Source organism: Nonomuraea sp. NPDC050680, assembly GCF_040654555.1.
Lineage (GTDB): Bacteria > Actinomycetota > Actinomycetes > Streptosporangiales > Streptosporangiaceae > Nonomuraea.
In genome coordinates this window covers 47,281-64,525 of record NZ_JBFAIF010000024.1, presented here as the reverse complement: position 1 = coordinate 64,525, position 17,245 = coordinate 47,281, and the positions used below count along the sequence as shown (strand labels likewise).

19 protein-coding genes are annotated in these 17,245 nt (G+C 68.3%); 16 read left to right on the top strand and 3 right to left on the bottom strand.

Annotated elements, in window-relative coordinates; genetic code table 11:
• Positions 1 to 76: 76 nt before the first annotated feature.
• Positions 77 to 382 (bottom strand): PLDc N-terminal domain-containing protein, encoded by a 306-nt coding sequence (locus AB0H88_RS44555; protein WP_357654983.1) that lies wholly within the window; start codon positions 380 to 382, stop codon positions 77 to 79.
• 178 nt (positions 383 to 560) lie between these two features.
• On the opposite strand from AB0H88_RS44555, the gene AB0H88_RS44550 reads away from it, so the two are divergent.
• Positions 561 to 2,024, top strand: coding sequence for a hypothetical protein (locus AB0H88_RS44550; RefSeq protein WP_357654982.1), 1,464 nt, complete (start codon positions 561 to 563; stop codon positions 2,022 to 2,024).
• 10 nt (positions 2,025 to 2,034) lie between these two features.
• The gene (locus AB0H88_RS44545) at positions 2,035 to 2,277 is read left to right on the top strand and encodes a hypothetical protein (protein ID WP_225298934.1); all 243 of its coding nucleotides are present in this window, start codon (positions 2,035 to 2,037) and stop codon (positions 2,275 to 2,277) included.
• Positions 2,278 to 2,390: 113 nt separating this feature from the next.
• Here AB0H88_RS44545 and AB0H88_RS44540 read toward each other — a convergent pair whose 3' ends face one another.
• The gene (locus AB0H88_RS44540) at positions 2,391 to 2,609 is read right to left on the bottom strand and encodes a BldC family transcriptional regulator (protein ID WP_225298932.1); all 219 of its coding nucleotides are present in this window, start codon (positions 2,607 to 2,609) and stop codon (positions 2,391 to 2,393) included.
• Between the two features lie 256 nt (positions 2,610 to 2,865).
• Here AB0H88_RS44540 and AB0H88_RS44535 point away from each other — a divergent pair, with 256 nt between their 5' ends.
• Positions 2,866 to 3,084 carry a DUF4229 domain-containing protein gene (locus AB0H88_RS44535; protein WP_357654980.1) on the top strand — a complete coding sequence of 73 codons (219 nt, stop codon included), beginning with the start codon at positions 2,866 to 2,868 and terminating at the stop codon, positions 3,082 to 3,084.
• On the opposite strand, the gene AB0H88_RS44530 is transcribed toward AB0H88_RS44535, so the two are convergent.
• The gene (locus tag AB0H88_RS44530; RefSeq protein ID WP_357654978.1) at positions 3,081 to 4,292 is read right to left on the bottom strand and encodes a hypothetical protein; all 1,212 of its coding nucleotides are present in this window, start codon (positions 4,290 to 4,292) and stop codon (positions 3,081 to 3,083) included. The genes AB0H88_RS44535 and AB0H88_RS44530 overlap by 4 nt on opposite strands.
• 77 nt (positions 4,293 to 4,369) lie before the next feature.
• On the opposite strand from AB0H88_RS44530, the gene AB0H88_RS44525 reads away from it, so the two are divergent.
• The 13 genes from AB0H88_RS44525 (at position 4,370) to nuoK (ending at position 17,229) form a co-directional block, all read left to right on the top strand.
• A complete protein-coding gene (locus AB0H88_RS44525; protein WP_357654977.1) occupies positions 4,370 to 5,086 on the top strand; it encodes a demethylmenaquinone methyltransferase in 717 nt (238 codons plus the stop codon).
• 584 nt (positions 5,087 to 5,670) lie between these two features.
• Positions 5,671 to 6,924: a geranylgeranyl reductase family protein gene (locus AB0H88_RS44520; RefSeq protein WP_357654975.1), complete on the top strand. Its 1,254-nt coding sequence runs from the start codon at positions 5,671 to 5,673 to the stop codon at positions 6,922 to 6,924.
• A gap of 67 nt (positions 6,925 to 6,991) precedes the next feature.
• Entirely contained in the window at positions 6,992 to 7,387 is a 396-nt protein-coding gene (locus tag AB0H88_RS44515) for an NADH-quinone oxidoreductase subunit A (RefSeq protein ID WP_214640645.1), read from the top strand.
• A 2-nt stretch (positions 7,388 to 7,389) separates the two neighbouring features.
• Entirely contained in the window at positions 7,390 to 7,941 is a 552-nt protein-coding gene (locus tag AB0H88_RS44510; RefSeq protein ID WP_219529166.1) for an NADH-quinone oxidoreductase subunit B, read from the top strand.
• Positions 7,938 to 8,633: an NADH-quinone oxidoreductase subunit C gene (locus tag AB0H88_RS44505; protein WP_357654973.1), complete on the top strand. Its 696-nt coding sequence runs from the start codon at positions 7,938 to 7,940 to the stop codon at positions 8,631 to 8,633. Before AB0H88_RS44510 ends, AB0H88_RS44505 begins: the two co-directional genes overlap by 4 nt.
• Before the next feature lie 34 nt (positions 8,634 to 8,667).
• Complete coding sequence (locus tag AB0H88_RS44500) at positions 8,668 to 9,993, top strand: NADH-quinone oxidoreductase subunit D (protein ID WP_357654972.1); 1,326 nt, start codon at positions 8,668 to 8,670, stop codon at positions 9,991 to 9,993.
• The gene (gene nuoE / locus AB0H88_RS44495) at positions 9,990 to 10,646 is read left to right on the top strand and encodes an NADH-quinone oxidoreductase subunit NuoE (RefSeq protein WP_357654971.1); all 657 of its coding nucleotides are present in this window, start codon (positions 9,990 to 9,992) and stop codon (positions 10,644 to 10,646) included. The genes AB0H88_RS44500 and nuoE overlap by 4 nt, the downstream gene beginning before the upstream one ends.
• Entirely contained in the window at positions 10,643 to 11,932 is a 1,290-nt protein-coding gene (nuoF, locus tag AB0H88_RS44490; RefSeq protein ID WP_219529170.1) for an NADH-quinone oxidoreductase subunit NuoF, read from the top strand. Before nuoE ends, nuoF begins: the two co-directional genes overlap by 4 nt.
• Complete coding sequence (locus AB0H88_RS44485; protein ID WP_357654969.1) at positions 11,929 to 14,316, top strand: NADH-quinone oxidoreductase subunit G; 2,388 nt, start codon at positions 11,929 to 11,931, stop codon at positions 14,314 to 14,316. Before nuoF ends, AB0H88_RS44485 begins: the two co-directional genes overlap by 4 nt.
• On the top strand, positions 14,313 to 15,668 hold the full coding sequence (gene nuoH, locus AB0H88_RS44480; protein WP_357654967.1) for an NADH-quinone oxidoreductase subunit NuoH: 1,356 nt from the start codon (positions 14,313 to 14,315) through the stop codon (positions 15,666 to 15,668). Before AB0H88_RS44485 ends, nuoH begins: the two co-directional genes overlap by 4 nt.
• Positions 15,655 to 16,170 (top strand): NADH-quinone oxidoreductase subunit NuoI, encoded by a 516-nt coding sequence (gene nuoI / locus AB0H88_RS44475; protein ID WP_357654965.1) that lies wholly within the window; start codon positions 15,655 to 15,657, stop codon positions 16,168 to 16,170. The genes nuoH and nuoI overlap by 14 nt, the downstream gene beginning before the upstream one ends.
• Positions 16,163 to 16,936, top strand: coding sequence for an NADH-quinone oxidoreductase subunit J (locus AB0H88_RS44470; protein WP_357654963.1), 774 nt, complete (start codon positions 16,163 to 16,165; stop codon positions 16,934 to 16,936). The genes nuoI and AB0H88_RS44470 overlap by 8 nt, the downstream gene beginning before the upstream one ends.
• Entirely contained in the window at positions 16,933 to 17,229 is a 297-nt protein-coding gene (nuoK, locus tag AB0H88_RS44465; RefSeq protein ID WP_214640635.1) for an NADH-quinone oxidoreductase subunit NuoK, read from the top strand. The genes AB0H88_RS44470 and nuoK overlap by 4 nt, the downstream gene beginning before the upstream one ends.
• Positions 17,230 to 17,245 lie beyond the last annotated feature (16 nt).

Here is a 17,245-nt window from a genome sequence, read left to right as displayed (position 1 = left end):
ACCCCCTTCGGGGGCGAGGAAGAAGTCGGCCCCATGCGTCATGGGCGAGGGAGAGCGGACAGTCGGGGACGCCGCTCTAGCTGTCGTCGCCTCGCATGCGGCGGTCTAGGTCGCGGAGGAATTCGGGGTCGTCGTCCGGGCCCTTGGGGGTCGAACGGCGGCGGGAGCCCGGGCGCGGGGGGACCGGCCAGGTCTCGCGGGGCTGCTGAGGGCGGCCGCGGATCATCCAGACGGCTCCGCCCACCAGGGGCACCAGCGCGACGACGAGCACCCAGAGCGGTTTTGGTACGTTCCTTACCTCTTCCTCCGGCGTGGTGATGACGTCGAACAACGAGTAGAGCCAGAAGGCCAGCAGCGCCAGGCCGATAACGACACCTACCATGTCCGAACTGTAAGCCATTCGCGTCGTGATCGTGTTTTTCCGTTGTCCCATTTCAGGTGACTCCAGCGAGACCTACGTCGTACGGTGGACTCGATTCAGCGGCGTCCGCCCGCTGGGACCGCCGTTCGGGGCGGCCGGGGGCCATGCGCGCGGGCGTCCCACGGCGTTGAGGGGTGCGATGGCCTTTTCTAACGACAAGGGCCGCCATCGGCGGGGTCGTTGGTGGCGGCGCGGGTCGTATCTCTTCTCCCGCCGCAGTGAGGCGCCCCCTGACGCGGATCGCTCCTTCTGGACGAACGACCGGAGTACGCCCCCCGGCAGACCCGGCCCGGCCGGACGGCCGGACCGGGTCCGCGAGGACCGCCCGGGACGGCTGTCCTGGCCGTGGCGGCCCGGCGCCGGCGGGGACGGGCACGGGTGGCCCGGCGGAGACAAGCGCGGCGGAGACAGGCGCGGCGGGGACAGGCGTGGGTGGCCCGGCTCCTGGGGCGGGGCCAAGGGGCGCGACCGCCCGGCGTCCGAGCGGCCGGATCACGAGTGGCCCGGCTACGAGCGCTCGGACCACGAGCACATGGGGCGCCAGCGAGCCGATCGGGATCGTCCAGGACGCGGGTGGCCGGGCCGGGAGCCCGCCGGACGGGATTCGATCGGGAGTGAGGGGAGCTTCGCGCTGTTCGGTTGGGTGGGTCGTGAGCGGCGCCAGGCCGGCGGAGACGGTTCCGAGGGGTGGCCCTGGCCGGGGCGCCGCCGGCAGGAGGAGTTCCGGCAGCAGGAGGAGTTCCGGCAGTGGGATGCCGCCGAAGCCGGGCAGCCGCAGCGCTGGGATGCCGTCGAGGCTGGGCAGCCGCAGCGTTGGGATGCCGCTGAGGCCGGAGAGCCGCGGCGCTGGGATGCCGTCGATGCCGGGGAGCCGCGGCGTTGGGAGGCGGGGGAGCGGCTGTCGGCCGCCGTGGTGGACCACCCGCCGTACACGTGGCATGACTTCGAGCTCGACGACGTGGTGCTCCGGGCGCGCCCCAACCGCCCCGACGCCCCCTCGCTGGGCGACGGCCTGCGGCACTGCGGGAAGCTGGAGACCATCCTGCACCGCCAGTGGGACGCCCGGGAGGGTCCGCCGTCGCCGGAGGTGGTGCGGGCCGTGGAGAGCCTGGCCATGCTGCCCGACCTGCTGAAGGAGAAGCTCGCCGCCGGTCTCGAAGGCATCTACGTGGGTGCGGGCGGCGTACCGGACCTGGACGACATGGGCTACCTGCGCGGCGCCCCCCTGCCGTCCGGCCGGGCCTCATGGGACATCTGCGCCGGAGCCTACGGCGACGGGAAGATCGTGGTGGGTGACCGCCCCTCACCCACACCCGACGTGATGATGCACGAGGTCGGGCACGCCATCGACGACGTCGACTCGGCTTACGGCGATTGGGTGTCTGATTCTCGGGAATTCGCGATGCTGTACGAGGACATCACGCCGCTCCTGGTCTCCGCGTTCCACCGCCAGGGGGACGGGCTGGGGCGCAAGGAGTTCTTCGCCGACGCGTTCGCCGCGATCGCCTCGCGCCAGCGACCGGCCCTCGTCGACATGCTGGGTGGCGACACGCGCTCGGCGCTCAACGTCATGCTGTTCTTCAACCGGCGCTACGGAATCTAGGTGATGAGCCATGTACGTCATCCGGCTCGCTGACGGGACCCTGCGCGTGCCGCAGAGCCTGACCAGCGAAGACGGGCGTCTCATCGGCAACGCGTACGTGGAACTCGAACCTGGCGACCCTGACTACGACACGTGGCTACCGGAGTCTCTGACGGAGGAGGAGGCGGCGGATCGCCGGGAGCGCTGGCTGATCGAGAACGACGATCTGGAGCAGGAGTTCCTGGCCTTCAAGGCGGAGCAGGAAGACGCCTAGGCCGGCCCGGGTCACGAGGTGCGAGGGGCCCTCAGATGACGCTTACAGGCAGTTACGTTTATAGACAGGGGGAGACGGCGACCCTGCGGGCAGGATCACCGTCTGATGGAACGTCAAACACGCGGGGACTCGCCCGACCTGTCGGCCGTTAGAACGTCCTCGCCTCGAAGAAGGGCATGCACTTCCGACTCGCGGAACCGACGATGCCCCCCGGGGGTGCGGATACTACTGATGCGGCCTGCCGCGGCCCAGCGTGTAACCGTCTTTGGGTCTACCCGGAAGAGGGCGGCAACCTCTCCTGGGGTCAGCAGACGCTCGCTGCTACTCTCCACCAATCTCTCCCCCTCGCATCCCGCTTCCTGCCAGCGGGCGGACAGGTAACCAGTGTGTCGAGCGAAGCCTGATTTATCCGTGGTTTTCGACAAAGATCACGGGTTGTTATCAGCTGACTGCCCGATTGTTATATGATAGAGCCTCTTTGGGGCTCTCGTGGGTGTTTCTTTACGAAACACCCTAACTGGGACACTAGCAGTGCTGGCGCCCGGTGCGAAGAGCGACCGTGTCACACAGGGCGAGTAACCTCGATCTGTGCATCCCGTTCTCGTATACACCGCGTCGCGGATCGGCCTGTTTGTCGTGACACTCGGCGTGCTGCGCCTGCTGGGCCTGCAAAACCCGGTGATACTGATCATCGTGTCTTTCTTGATCAGCGGCATCGCCAGCTACGTCTTGCTCTCGAAGCAGCGTGACGCCCTAAGCACTCGCATCAGCGACAAGATCGACCGGCCCAAGCCACAGAGCGACTAGGGCAGGGGGAACATGCCAATCCGGGCATGGTACTCCCGTCCGAGTCTCGTTGTGTCGCTACCAACGAGTAGTCCGCCGCTGTACGCCAGAAATGCCTTGACGCCGATCCCGCGCTCCCGGCCAGGATTCCAAGTCAGCGCCATTCCGGTGAGCGGATGAATGGCGCCGATGCCCTCGCGGGGCACCGCTCCAGGCCCGGCCGAGTCGTGGCCCAGCGGATTGTTCAGCCATCGCTGGTGGCCGCCGACGTAGATCGCCGCGCCGGTCACCGCCACTGCGTAGAGTGAGTCGCCGCCGGTCTTGTTGACCCAGGTGGGCGTGATCCGCTCGCCCCTGCTGTACGTCTCGAACCTGGCCGTGCTGTCGCACAGCCGCTTCCCGCGCACCGGCCCGCCGGTGGTGACGACGGCGAAGTAGCTGCCGTCGGGCGCGAAGTCCAGGCCGCGTACGTAGGAGGGAAAGGTGTCCATGCAGGTGGGGACGTACGCCTCGGTACGCCAGTCGGCCACCTTGGCGCCGCCGCCGCGTACGTCGATCAGCCCCAGCTGCGGCCTCGACAGCCCGTCGAGCGTGGTGAAGTTGCCGTCGACCGCGAGCCGCTCGGCGGTCAGGGCGAGCGCGTAGACCCTCAGCGTCGGCGTCAGCGGCGCCCCCGGCGTGATCGCGAACTCCGGGTCGGTCGCGCCGGTCGTCGCGTCGAGCCTGGCCAGCGCCGCGCGCGGCCTGGTGAAGTCGCCGCCCGCGTAGAGCTGCGCGCCGCGCCTGGCCAGCGTGGTCACCATCCCGCCGGAGACGCCGGGCCTGAAGTCCCGTACGGCCGAGCCGTCGAAGAGGTTGAGCTTGGCCAGCGCCCGGGTCGGCGTCCCGTTGACCGAGGGGAAGTCGCCGCCGACGTAGACCGTGCCGCCGTCGCCGGCGGCCAGGCTGTAGACGGGCCCGCCGACCTGCGGCGCGAAGTAACGCAGGATGCGCCCCGTCGCGAGGCTGAAGGCGAAGACGTTGTCCCGGGTGTAGGTGTGGGTCCGGGAGGCGTCGGCGACCTCGCTGAACGAGCCGCCGACGACGACCGTGCCGCCGACCAGGGTGATGGAGTTGACGATCCCGTCGAGCACGTGCGGGGTGGTGTCGACCGGGTCGGCCGAGACCACGCGCGGGTGCGCGACCGGGGTCGTGGCGAGGATCGCCGCGAGGGCGACACGTACAAACATTCGCCAACTTTTAGCAGACGTTGGGTAATGGCGCGGCTACTTTCTGTTGATTGTCGCGATGGTCATAGGCTTGGGCCATGACGCGTGCTCAGCTGGACAAGCAGCCGGATCAGGTCGCCGCGATGTTCGATCGCACGGCCCGGCGCTACGACTTGGTCAACGATGTGATCTCCCTGGGGCAGGTGCGCTTCTGGCGCAAGGCGGTGGCCGCCGCCGTCGACGCCGGGCCCGGCGAGATCGTGCTCGACCTCGGAGCGGGCACCGGCACGTCCACCGACGCGTTCACCACGCTGGGCGCCCGCGCGATCGCCTCCGACTTCTCCCTCGGCATGCTGCGCACAGGGGTGCGCCGCCACGGAGGCAACGCGCTGAGCGGCGGCGGGGTCCCGTTCATCGCGGGTGACGCGTTGCGGCTGCCGTTCGCCGACGACGCCTTCGACGCCGTGACGATCTCGGTGGCGCTGCGTAACGTGCACGACACCTCGCAGGCGCTGCGGGAGATGCTGCGCGTGACGAGGCCGGGCGGGCGGCTGGTGATCCTGGAGTTCTCGCACGTGAAGGTCGAGGCATTCGACCTGGTCTACCGCGAATATCTGATGAAGCTGCTGCCGCGGGTGGCCACGGTCTTCGGGTCCAACGACGACTCCTACGCCTATCTGGCCGAGTCGATCCGGGACTGGCCCGACCAGCCGACGCTCGCGCGCACCATCCAGGAGGCCGGCTGGGGGCGAGTGGCCTGGCGCAACCTCACCATGGGCATCGTTGCGATCCATCGGGGATTCAAGCCTGAGTAAGCCCGTTTGGTGCTGCGCGTAACCCCGTTCTGTGCTGCGCGATAAGGCGAGACGCCATTAAGGCCGTCAAGTCCGCGATCTGGCCGGGGTTCCGTGTCCGGAGATATCGTTTATCGCGGGAATTATCCGTCGGGCGGGCCGGCCGAGGCAGGTCCGGCGCTGGACGAGGATGCTTCTCGACTAATTTCCCGACCGCACTGGTGTAGCGTTTCGCTTACGGAGCGTGACCGCACTGCTGTAACCCGCGTCACATTTCTCACGATAGGCTTCGGATATAACCGTGACGCTACGAAGGAGTCTGCCGCAGTGGGCCCGATGCTCTGCTTCACGCCCGATGAGTGGCGCGCCTTCGTCGAGGGTGTGCGCCGCCGCGAGTTCGAGGTCTGATCTCCTCGTGGCGACGACGCAGGGCCCTTCGTCTCAGACGGAGGGCTTTCGTTTGTGTGAAGACCGGCCCCCGACTGCCACTTTGTCCAAGAAAAGGGTTAGACTGCGGGCCGACAAGTTTGTGAAGGGGTTCACAAAGGAACGAAGGCGCCACACCCCGAGGCCTTCGAGCGTGTAGGACAGGACGGGACAGTCCAGTGACCGAGCCAGCAGCCATACAGGCTGACGCCGATGTCATCGTTGTCGGCGCCGGTCCCGCCGGTTCCACGACCGCCTTTTACCTCGCTCGGGCCGGCCTCGACGTGCTGCTCCTGGAGAAGACCAGGTTCCCCCGGGAGAAGGTCTGCGGCGACGGGCTGACTCCCCGAGCGGTCAAGCAACTGCTCAACATGGGCGTCGACATCGACGCGCCCGGCTGGATCAGGAACAAGGGCCTGCGGGTCGTGGGCGGCGGGCACCGCTTCGAGCTCGACTGGCCGCAGTTGGAGCGCTTCCCCGACTTCGGCCTCGTGCGTACGCGCAAGGACTTCGACCAGATCGTCGCCGCCAACGCCGTCAAGGCCGGGGCGCGGCTGATGGAGGGCGTGAACGTCACCGGGCCCGTCCTCGACGACCGCAGCGGGCACGTGGTCGGAGTGACGACCAAGGACGGTACGACCTACCGCAGCCGTCTGGTGGTGGCCGCCGATGGCAACAGCACCCGGCTGGCTCTGGGAATGGGGCTCCACAAGCGCGAGGACCGCCCGATGGGCGTGGCCGTACGCACCTACTTCGAGAGCCCGCGCCACGACGACGACTACCTGGAGACGTGGCTGGAGCTGTGGGACGACAACACGCTGCTGCCCGGCTACGGCTGGGTGTTCGGCGTGGGCGACGGCACCGCGAACGTCGGACTGGGCCTGCTCAACACCAGCGACCAGTTCAAGAACATCGACTACCGCGACCTGCTCAAGCGGTGGTGCAAGGCGATGCCCGCCGAGTGGGGCTTCACCGAGGAGAACATGCGGGGCCCGATCCGCGGCGCCGCGCTCCCCATGGCCTTCAACCGCCAGCCTCACTACACGCGCGGCCTCGTCCTCGTCGGTGATTCCGGCGGCGCGATCAACCCGTTCAACGGCGAGGGCATCGCCTACGCCATGGAGACCGGCGAGATCGCCGCCGAGACCATCGTCAAGGCGCTGCGCCAGACCACCCCCGCGCAACAGGAGCGGATCCTGCGCACCTATCCTCAGGTGTTGAAGGACGCCTATGGCGGATATTTCACGCTTGGCAGGTTGTTCGTCCAGGCGATCGGGAAGCCAGGGGTGATGAGCTTCGGAACGCGGCATGGGTTGCCACACCCGAGGCTGATGCGCTTCGCGCTCAAACTCCTTGGTAATCTCACCGACCGGCGAGGGGATGCGTCGGACAAGATCATCAATGCACTCTCGAAGGTCGCGCCACCAGCATGAACCTCAGACTCACCCATAGATCAGGCTGCGCGCCCGCGCGCGTGGCGACTCCAGAGGAGGCGTAGCGATGGACCTTTACGTGCCCATCCTGGTGCTCGCCGTTCTCGCGGGGGGCTTCGCGATCTTCTCGGTCGCCATCGCTCCCTTCACCGGTCCCAAGCGCTGGAACCGCGCCAAGCTTGACGCCTACGAATGCGGCATCGAGCCGACGCCCCAGCCGGTCGGTGGCGGACGGTTCCCGCTGAAATACATGATCACCGCGATGCTCTTCATCGTGTTCGACATCGAGATCATTTTCCTTTACCCCTGGGCAGTCTCCTTCGCGCCGCTGAAGAACGACGCGGGCAGCGTGCTCTCCTCGGGCCTCGGGGTGTTCGCGCTTGTCGAGATGCTGCTGTTCATCGTCACCGTGCTCGTCGCCTACGCGTATGTGTGGCGTCGCAAGGGTCTGGACTGGGACTAGAAATGGGACTTGAAGAGAAACTCCCCAGCGGGTTCATCCTCAGCACGGTCGAACAGGCCGCGGGCTGGGCGCGCAAGAACTCCGTATGGCCGGCCACATTCGGCCTCGCCTGTTGCGCCATCGAGCTGATGGCCACCGGTGGCCCCCACTACGACCTGGCGCGCTTCGGCATGGAGCGCGCTTCGGCGTCTCCTCGGCAGGCCGACCTGATGATCGTCGCCGGCCGCGTGTCGCAGAAGATGGCTCCCGTCCTGCGGCAGATCTACGACCAGATGGCCGAGCCCAAGTGGGTCATCTCGATGGGCGTGTGCGCCTCCAGCGGCGGCATGTTCAACAACTACGCCATCGTGCAGGGCGTGGACCACATCGTCCCGGTCGACATCTACCTGCCCGGCTGCCCGCCGCGGCCGGAGATGCTGATCGACGCGATCGTGAAGCTGCACGACAAGATCCAGAACATGAAGTTCGGCGCCCACCGCGCCAAGCAGATCGACGAGCTCGAGCTGCAGGCGCTGCGTACGCTGCCGCTGATCGATCAGGGGGCCGCGAAGTGACCTCGCCCGACAACCTCCCCGAGGTCCCCTCCGCCGAGGTCCCCGAGGTTCCGGCGGTCGCCGAGCCGCCCGTCGCCAGACGGGGCATGTTCGGGGCGACCGACACGGGTGACACCTCCGGCTACGGCGGCCTCGTCGTACGGCGGGCCCCCCAGCTGTCCACACCCCGCCCCTACGGCGGCTACTTCGACGAGCTGGTCGACACGCTGGCCCTGGACGACGCCATCGAGCGCGTGGTCGTGGACCGCGGCGAGCTCACCCTGCACGTGAAGCGGGAGCGGCTCGTCGAGGTCTGCCAGAAGCTCCGCGACGAGCCGGCCCTGCGCTTCGAGCTCTCGCTCGGCGTCTCCGGGGTGCACTACCCGCACCTGAAGGGTGAGGAGCTGCACGCGGTCATCCACCTCTGCTCGATCACCCACAACCGGCGCGTCCGCGTCGAGGTGAGCGCCCCCGACGAGGACCCGCACATCCCCTCGACCGTCGGCGTCTTCCCGGGTCACGACTGGCACGAGCGCGAGGCGTTCGACTTCTTCGGGATCGTCTTCGACGGCCACCCCGGGCTGACCCGCATCATGATGCCGGACGACTGGGACGGTCACCCGCAGCGCAAGGACTACCCGCTCGGCGGCATCCCGGTCGAATACCGCGGCGCCACGATCCCCGCGCCCGACCAGAGGAGGTCGTACGCGTGAGCGTCATCGAGCTAGTACGAAGTGAGGTTCACTCGTGAGCACCGGATATGACGAGGCGACCGAGGGCAAGGTCTACTCGGTCACCGGCGCGGACTGGGACGAGGTCGTCAGCGGGGTCCGTGACTCCGACGACGAGCGGCTGGTCATCAACATGGGCCCGCAGCACCCGTCCACGCACGGCGTGCTGAGGCTGGTCCTGACCCTCGACGGTGAGACGGTCACCGAGGCGCGCGGCGTCATCGGCTACCTGCACACCGGCATCGAGAAGAACCTCGAATACCGCACGTGGACGCAGGGCACCACGTTCGTCACGCGCATGGACTACCTCTCGCCGATCTTCAACGAGACCGCCTACTGCCTGGGCGTCGAGAAGCTGCTCGGCATCGAGGACCGCGTCCCGGACCGGGCCCAGGCCATCCGCGTGATGATGATGGAGCTCAACCGGATCTCCTCGCACCTGGTGGCGATGGGCACGTTCGGCATGGAGCTCGGCGCGACCACGCCGTTCCTGTTCGGCTACCGCGACCGCGAGCTGATCATGGACTTGTTCGAGTACATCACCGGACTGCGCATGAACCACGCCTACGTCCGCCCCGGCGGCGTCAGCGTGGACCTGCCCGCGGGCGCCGTCGACAAGATCGGCGAGTTCCTCAAGATCATGCCACAGCGGATCAAGGACATTCGCAAGCTGCTCGACGAGAACCCCGTCTACCTGCGCCGCACCAAGGACGTGGGCTACCTCGACCTGACCGGCTGCATGGCCCTGGGCATCACCGGGCCGATCCTCCGCTCGGCCGGACTGCCGTGGGACCTGCGCAAGTCGCAGCCCTACTGCGGCTACGAGACCTACGAGTTCGAGGTGGCGACCGAGCGCGGCTGTGACGTGTTCTCCCGCTACCTGGTCCGGATGCGGGAGATGGAGGAGTCGCTCAAGATCGTCGAGCAGGCTCTCGACCGCATCGCCGGGCCGCTCAAGGGCGACCCCGTGATGATCGAGGACAAGAAGATCGGCTGGCCCGCGCAGCTCGCGCTGGGCCCCGACGGCTTCGGCAACTCGCCCGACCACATCGCGCACATCATGGGCAGCTCCATGGAGGCCCTCATCCACCACTTCAAGCTGGTGACCGAGGGATTCCGGGTGCCGGCCGGGCAGGCGTACGCCTCGATCGAGTCGCCCAAGGGCGAGCTCGGCGCGCACGTGGTGAGCGACGGCGGCACCCGCCCCTACCGCGTCCACTTCCGCGAGCCGTCCTTCTGCAACCTGCAGGGCTTCCCCGCCATGGCGGAGGGCGGCCAGGTCGCCGACGTGATCGCCGCGGTGGCATCTATCGACCCCGTCATGGGAGGTGTGGACCGGTGACTTACTCACCGGAAGTCCGAGAGCGTCTCGAACGAGACGCCAAGGAAATCATCGGACGCTATCCGAAGACGCGGTCGGCCCTGCTGCCGCTGCTCCACCTCGTGCAGTCCGAAGACGGTCACGTCTCCGACGACGGGCAGGAGTTCTGCGCGCAGATGCTGGGCCTCAGCAAGGCCGAGGTCGTCGGCGTGGCGACGTTCTACACCATGTACAAGCGCAAGCCGGCCGGTGACTACCACGTCGGCGTCTGCATCAACGCGCTCTGTGCCGTCATGGGTGGCGACCAGATCTGGGAAGAGCTGTCGGAGCACGCCGGCATCGGCCACGAGGAGACCACCGCCGACGGCAAGGTCTCGCTCGAGCGCCTCGAGTGCAACGCGGCCTGCGACTTCGCCCCGGTCATGATGGTCAACTGGGAGTTCTTCGACAACCAGACGCCCGAGTCGGCCAAGCAGCTCGTCGACGACCTGCGCGACGGCAAGGACGTCCGGCCGACCAGGGGGCCGAAGAAGCTCTGCACCTTCAAGGAGGCCTCGCGGGTGCTCGCGGGCCTGCCCGACGACCTGGCGGGCGACGGTCCGTCGGCGGCGGGCCCCTCGCTGGAGGGCCTCAAGGTCGCCAAGGCCAACGGATGGAAGGCCCCAGAGGCATGAGCACGACTCTCACCCCGGTCCTGACCGCGAACTGGGACCAGGCCAACTCCTTCACCCTCGCCGGCTACGGCGAGTATGAGGCGGCCAAGAAGGCGCTGGGGATGGACCCCGACGCGGTCATCCAGGCCGTCAAGGACTCGGGCCTGCGCGGCCGCGGCGGCGCGGGCTTCCCGACCGGCATGAAGTGGGGCTTCATCCCCCAGGGCGACGGCAAGCCGCACTATCTCGTCGTCAACGCCGACGAGTCGGAGCCGGGCACCTGCAAGGACATCCCGCTGATGATGGCCAACCCGCACTCGCTGGTCGAGGGCGTCATCATCACCGCCTACGCGATCCGGGCCAACCACGCCTTCATCTACGTGCGGGGCGAGGTGCTGCACGTCATCCGGCGGCTGCACGCGGCCGTGCGTGAGGCGTACGAGAAGGGCTATCTCGGCACCGACATCCTCGGCTCCGGCTACGACCTCGAACTCGTCGTGCACAGCGGCGCGGGGGCGTACATCTGTGGCGAGGAGACGGCGCTGCTCGACTCGCTCGAAGGCTTCAGAGGTCAACCGCGGCTCAAGCCCCCGTTCCCGGCCGTGGCGGGCCTGTATGCCTCGCCTACTGTCGTGAACAACGTGGAGTCTGTGGCCAGTGTTCCCTCAATCGTGACCAACGGGGCCGACTGGTTCGCCGGGATGGGCACCGAGAAGTCCAAGGGCTTCGGCATCTTCTCGCTGAGCGGCCACGTCACCCGGCCCGGCCAGTACGAGGCGCCGCTCGGCATCACGCTGCGCGAGCTGCTCGACATGGCGGGCGGGATCCGCGAGGGTCACGAGATCAAGTTCTGGACCCCCGGTGGTTCGTCCACGCCGATCTTCACCGACGAGCACCTGGACGTGCCGCTCGACTTCGAGTCGGTCGGCGCCAAGGGGTCCATGCTCGGCACCCGCGCCTTGCAGATCTTCGACGAGACGACCTGCGTGGTCCGTACGGTGCTGCGCTGGACGGAGTTCTACGCCCACGAGTCGTGCGGCAAGTGCACGCCGTGCCGCGAGGGCACCTACTGGCTCAAGCAGGTGCTCAAGCGCCTGGAGAAGGGTCAGGGCACCGAGGAGGACCTGTCCACGATCACCGACATCGCGGACAACATCCTGGGCCGCTCGTTCTGCGCGCTCGGTGACGGCGCGACGAGCCCGATCCACTCCTCGGTGAAGTACTTCCGCGACGAGTACCTCAAGCACTTCGAGGTCGGCGGCTGCCCGTTCGACGCGAAGAAGTCCACTCTCTGGGGTGACCAGTGACAACAACCGCCGTAGAGACCAGCCTGATCACCCTCAGCATCGACGGGTTCCAGGTCAGCGTCCCGAAGGGCACCCTGATCATCAGGGCGGCAGAACTGCTGGGCATCCAGATCCCGCGCTTCTGCGACCACCCGCTGCTCGACCCGGCGGCCAACTGCCGCCAGTGCCTGGTCGACATCCCCGACGCCGGCAACGGCCGCGGCTTCCCCAAGCCGCAGCCGTCCTGCGCGATCGAGGTCGCCGAAGGCATGGTGGTGCAGACCCAGCTCACCTCGCCGGTCGCCGAGAAGGCGCAGCGCGGGGCGATGGAGCTGCTGCTCATGAACCACCCGCTGGACTGCCCGGTCTGCGACAAGGGCGGCGAGTGCCCCCTGCAGAACCAGGCGATGTCCAACGGCCAGGGCGAGTCCAGGTTCCAGGAGCAGAAGCGGACCTTCCCCAAGCCGCTGCCGCTGTCCACGCAGGTCCTGCTCGACCGCGAGCGCTGCGTCCAGTGCGCCCGCTGCATCCGCTTCTCCGACCAGATCGCCGGCGACCCGTTCATCGACTTCTTCGAGCGCGGGGCCAAGGAGCAGGTGGGCGTCGCCGACGGCAAGCCGTTCGACTCCTACTTCTCCGGCAACACGGTGCAGATCTGCCCGGTCGGCGCGCTGACCGGCGCCGCCTACCGGTTCCGGGCCAGGCCCTTCGACCTGGTGTCGACGCCGAGCGCGTGCGAGCACTGCGCGTCCGGCTGCAGCCAGCGCACCGACCACCGGCGCGGCCGGGTCACCCGCCGCCTGGCGGGCAACGACCCTCAGGTCAACGAGGAGTGGAACTGCGACAAGGGCCGCTGGGCGTTCTCCTACGCCACGCAGCCCGACCGGCTCAAGACGCCGCTGGTACGCAACGAGGACGGCGTGCTCGAACCCGCCTCGTGGCCCGAGGCGCTCAGCGTCGCGGCCCGCGGCCTGGCCGCCGCGCGCGGCAGGGCCGGGGTGCTGGTGGGCGGCCGGGTCACGGTCGAGGACGCCTACGCCTACGCCAAGTTCGCCCGGCTCGCCCTCGCCAGCAACGACATCGATTTCCGCGCCAGGCCGCACTCCGCCGAGGAGGCGCAGTTCCTGGCCCACGCCGTGGCCGGCAGGGGCATCGAGGTTTCCTACAGTGACCTCGAGAGCGCCCCTGCCGTGCTGCTCGTCGGATTCGAGCCCGAGGACGAGTCGCCGATCGTCTTCCTGCGCCTGCGCAAGGCGTGGATGAAGAAGGGTCTCAAGGTCACGGCGATCGCCCCGTTCGCCACCAACGGCCTGGCCAAGATGGGCGGCACGCTCATCCGCACCGCGCCGGGCGCGGAGGCCGACGCGATCGGTGACCTGGTCGGCTCGCTCGCGGAGGGCACGATCGTGCTCGCCGGCGAGCGGCTCGCCACGGTTCCGGGTGCTCTGTCCGCCCTCGTACGCCTCGGCGCCGCGTCCGGCGCCAAGCTCGCCTGGATCCCGCGCAGGGCCGGCGAGCGAGGTGCCATCGAGGCGGGCGCGCTGCCGAACCTGCTGCCCATCGGCCGCCCGGTCGGCGACGAGAGCGCCAGGGCCGAGGTCGCCAGGGCGTGGAACGTCGGCTCGCTGCCCGGCACGCCGGGCCGCGACACCACAGGCATGCTCCTCGCGGCCCTGGAGGGCAAGCTCGACGCGCTGGTCGTGGCCGGGGTCGACCCCTACGACCTGGCCGACCCGGCCGCGGCGCTGGCCGCGCTGGAGAACACCCCGTTCATCGTCAGCCTGGAGATCCGCGCCAGCGCGGTCACCGACCGGGCCGACGTGGTCCTGCCGGTCGCCGCCGTGCAGGAGAAGGGCGGCACGTTCGTCAACTGGGAAGGCAGGGGCCGCTCGTTCGGGGCTCCGCTCAGGGTGCCCGGCCTGCAGAGCGACCTGGCCGTGATCACCAACCTGGCCGACCGGATGGACGTCCACCTGGGTCTGCCCGACGCCGCGGCCGCCCGCCGCGAGCTGAGCGCGATCGGCGCCTGGCGCGGCACCCGCGTCGCCGCCCCCAGCACCGCCACCCGCTCGCAGCTCGCGCCGCGGACCGGCGAGGCGCTGCTGGCCAGCTGGCACCTGCTGCTCGACGACGGCCGCCTGCAGGACGGCGAGCCGTACCTCGCGGGCACCGCCCGGCCGGCCGAAGCGCTGGTCTCGGAGGCCACGGCGGCGGAGATCGGCGTCGCCGACGGCGACAAGCTGGTCGTCGGCGGTCAAGGACCCAACGCGGTCACGTTGCCGGTGCGCGTCGCCGACCTGCCGGACCGGGTGGTCTGGCTGCCGGCGAACTCCGGCGGCTGCTCGGTCACGCGCGATCTCGGCGCGGCGAGCGGCGACATCGTCACGATCGGGAGCGCCTCATGATCCCTGTTCTCGCGACTGATCCGACCCTTGCCGACTTCGGCAAGGATCCGCTCTGGATCACCATCATCAAGGCCGTGCTGCTGTTCGTCTTCCTGATGGTCTGCATCCTGTTCGGCGTCTGGTTCGAACGGAAGCTGATCTCCAGGATGCAGAACCGCTTCGGCCCCAACCGGGCGGGCAAGTTCGGTCTGCTCCAGTCGGTGGCCGACGGCATCAAGATGGGCCTGAAGGAAGACCTCTTCCCGCGGACCGTCGACAAGATGCTCTACCTGATGGCCCCGGTCATCATGGTGATCCCGGCCTTCCTGGCCTTCTCGATCACCCCGTTCGGGCCGATGGTGAACCTGTTCGGCGTGCGGACGCCGCTGCAGCTCGTCGACCTGCCGGTGGCCGTGCTGTTCATGCTGGCCATGGGCGCCATCTCGGTCTACGGCGTGGTGCTGGCCGGCTGGTCGTCGCGCTCGCCGTACGCGCTGCTGGGCGGGCTGAGGTCGGCGGCGCAGGTGGTCTCGTACGAGATCGCGATGGGTCTGTCGTTCGTCGGTGTGTTCCTGTTCGCGGGGACGCTGTCGACGTCGGAGATCGTCAAGTCGCAGGCGAGCGGCGGCGAGCTGTGGGGCATGTCGATGCCCTCCTGGTACGTCGTCCTGCTGCTGCCGTCGTTCCTGATCTACGTGTTCTGCGCCTTCGGTGAGGCCGCGCGTATCCCGTTCGACCTGCCCGAGGGCGAGGGCGAGCTGGTCGGCGGCTTCCAGACCGAGTACTCCTCGTCGCTGAAGTTCGCGCTGATCATGATGGGCGAATACCTGCACACCTTCGTCGCCTCGGCGATGGCCATCACGCTGTTCCTCGGCGGGTGGAGGGCACCGTTCCCGATCACGTGGTTCTGGGCCGGGGCGAACGAGGGCTGGTGGCCGCTGCTGTGGTTCTTCGTCAAGTTCGTGCTGGTCTTCTGCTTCGTGGTGTGGGTGCGGGCCTCGCTGCCGCGCGTCCGCTACGACCAGCTCATGTCGCTGGGGTGGAAGGTTCTCATCCCGGTCAACCTGGCGTGGATCATGCTGGTCGCCACGATCCGGACCGTCATGTACGTCAAGAACGGCGAAGCCGGTTTCCAGGGCAGCCTGGCACCCGTCTTGGTGATCGCGGCGATCGTCATCGTCGGCGCGCTGGGCATCTGGGCCCGGTTCGACACGGTGAACCAGCGCCGCAAGGAAGCGAAAAAGGCGGAGGTCGAGGCGGAGTTCGAGGAGCTGTCCAACGAGCCAACGGCCGGTGGCTTCCCTGTGCCGCCGCTCGACCTGCCGCACTACCACGGGGTGCAGCACAAGGAGATTCCCAGTGGGACTAACTGATTGGCTGAACCCCGTCAAGGGCTTCGGGGTCACCTTCCACACGATGTTCAAGAAGCCCGTCACGGTCAACTACCCGGAGGAGAAGAGGCCCACGGCGCCTCGCTTCCACGGGCGGCACCAGCTCAACCGCTGGCCTGACGGGCTGGAGAAGTGCGTCGGCTGCGAGCTGTGCGCCTGGGCGTGCCCGGCCGACGCCATCTACGTGGAGGGTGCCGACAACACCGACGCGGAGCGCTTCTCGCCGGGTGAGCGGTACGGCCGCACCTACCAGATCAACTATCTGCGGTGCATTCTCTGCGGTCTGTGCATCGAGGCGTGCCCGACCCGGGCCCTCACGATGACCAACGAGTACGAGCTGGCCGACACCAACCGCGAGAGCCTCATCTTCACCAAGGAGATGCTCCTCGCGCCCCTGACCCAGGGGATGGAGCAGCCTCCGCACCCCATGCGCCTCGGGGACACCGAAGAGGACTACTACCGGCTGGGACGGACCAATGGGTGAGACCATTACCTTCTGGGTGCTCGCCGTCGTCTCCGTCGGCGCGGCACTCGGCATGGTGTTCAACCGGAAGGCCGTCTACTCGGCGCTGATGCTCGGCACCGTGATGCTCTGCCTGGCGGTCCTGTACGCCGTGCAGGACGCGCCCTTCCTGGCCGCGGTGCAGATCATCGTCTACACCGGCGCCGTCATGATGCTCTTCCTGTTCGTGCTCATGCTGGTCGGCGTCGACTCCTCCGACTCGCTGGTGGAGACGCTGCGGGGCCAGCGCTTCTGGGCCGCGATCGCCGCCGTCGGCTTCGCCGCGCTGGTCATCCTGGCCATCGGCAACGCCGTCTTCGCCAAGGAGGCGGGGCTGGCCTCGGCCATCGGGCAGGCCGGTTACATCCGCGCGCTGGCGCTGCTGCTCTTCACGAAGTACGTCTTCGCCTTCGAGATCACCTCGGCGCTGCTGATCACCGCCGCGCTCGGCGCGATGGTGCTGGCACACCGCGAGCGGCTGACCGTACGGCCTTCGCAGAAGGACCTGGCCCGCGCCCGGTTCCTCGGCGATCGCCCGTCGCCGCTGCCCGGACCCGGCACCTACGCCAGGAGCAACGCCATCGACATGCCGGCGCTGCTGCCCGACGGTTCGGTCGCGGAGAGCTCGGTCAACCGCTACATCGCGCGGTACGACGTCGAGCAGGATCATCTGCCCACGGACCCGAAGCTCGCCGAGGCCATCAAGCACAGGGCCGCCGTCGAGTCGGCTGAGGAGGAGTCCAAGTGACCACTCATTACCTCGTCCTGTCGGGCCTGCTGTTCGCCATCGGCGCGATGGGCGTGCTGATCCGGCGCAACGCGATCGTGGTGTTCATGTGCGTCGAGCTCATGCTCAACGCCTGCAACCTCGCGTTCGTCGCCTTCGCCAGGCAGAACGGCAACCTCGAGGGCCAGATCATCGCGTTCTTCGTGATGGTGGTGGCCGCGGCCGAGGTTGTGGTCGGCCTGGCCATCATCGTGACGATCTTCCGAACCCGCAGGTCAGCGTCGGTAGACGACGCCAACCTGCTGAAGTACTAGAGGTGACTGGTGGAAT

Excerpts from the sequence above, each read along its gene's own strand:
- nuoF (WP_219529170.1), top strand. The coding sequence starts at position 10,643 with ATGAGCACGACTCTCACCCCGGTCCTGACCGCGAACTGGGACCAGGCC.
- AB0H88_RS44550 (WP_357654982.1), top strand. The coding sequence starts at position 561 with ATGGCCTTTTCTAACGACAAGGGCCGCCATCGGCGGGGTCGTTGGTGG.
- AB0H88_RS44515 (WP_214640645.1), top strand. The coding sequence starts at position 6,992 with ATGGACCTTTACGTGCCCATCCTGGTGCTCGCCGTTCTCGCGGGGGGC.
- AB0H88_RS44555 (WP_357654983.1), bottom strand. The coding sequence starts at position 382 with ATGGTAGGTGTCGTTATCGGCCTGGCGCTGCTGGCCTTCTGGCTCTAC.
- nuoH (WP_357654967.1), top strand. The coding sequence starts at position 14,313 with ATGATCCCTGTTCTCGCGACTGATCCGACCCTTGCCGACTTCGGCAAG.
- AB0H88_RS44525 (WP_357654977.1), top strand. The coding sequence starts at position 4,370 with ATGACGCGTGCTCAGCTGGACAAGCAGCCGGATCAGGTCGCCGCGATG.
- AB0H88_RS44545 (WP_225298934.1), top strand. The coding sequence starts at position 2,035 with ATGTACGTCATCCGGCTCGCTGACGGGACCCTGCGCGTGCCGCAGAGC.
- AB0H88_RS44510 (WP_219529166.1), top strand. The coding sequence starts at position 7,390 with ATGGGACTTGAAGAGAAACTCCCCAGCGGGTTCATCCTCAGCACGGTC.
- AB0H88_RS44470 (WP_357654963.1), top strand. The coding sequence starts at position 16,163 with ATGGGTGAGACCATTACCTTCTGGGTGCTCGCCGTCGTCTCCGTCGGC.
- AB0H88_RS44530 (WP_357654978.1), bottom strand. The coding sequence starts at position 4,292 with ATGTTTGTACGTGTCGCCCTCGCGGCGATCCTCGCCACGACCCCGGTC.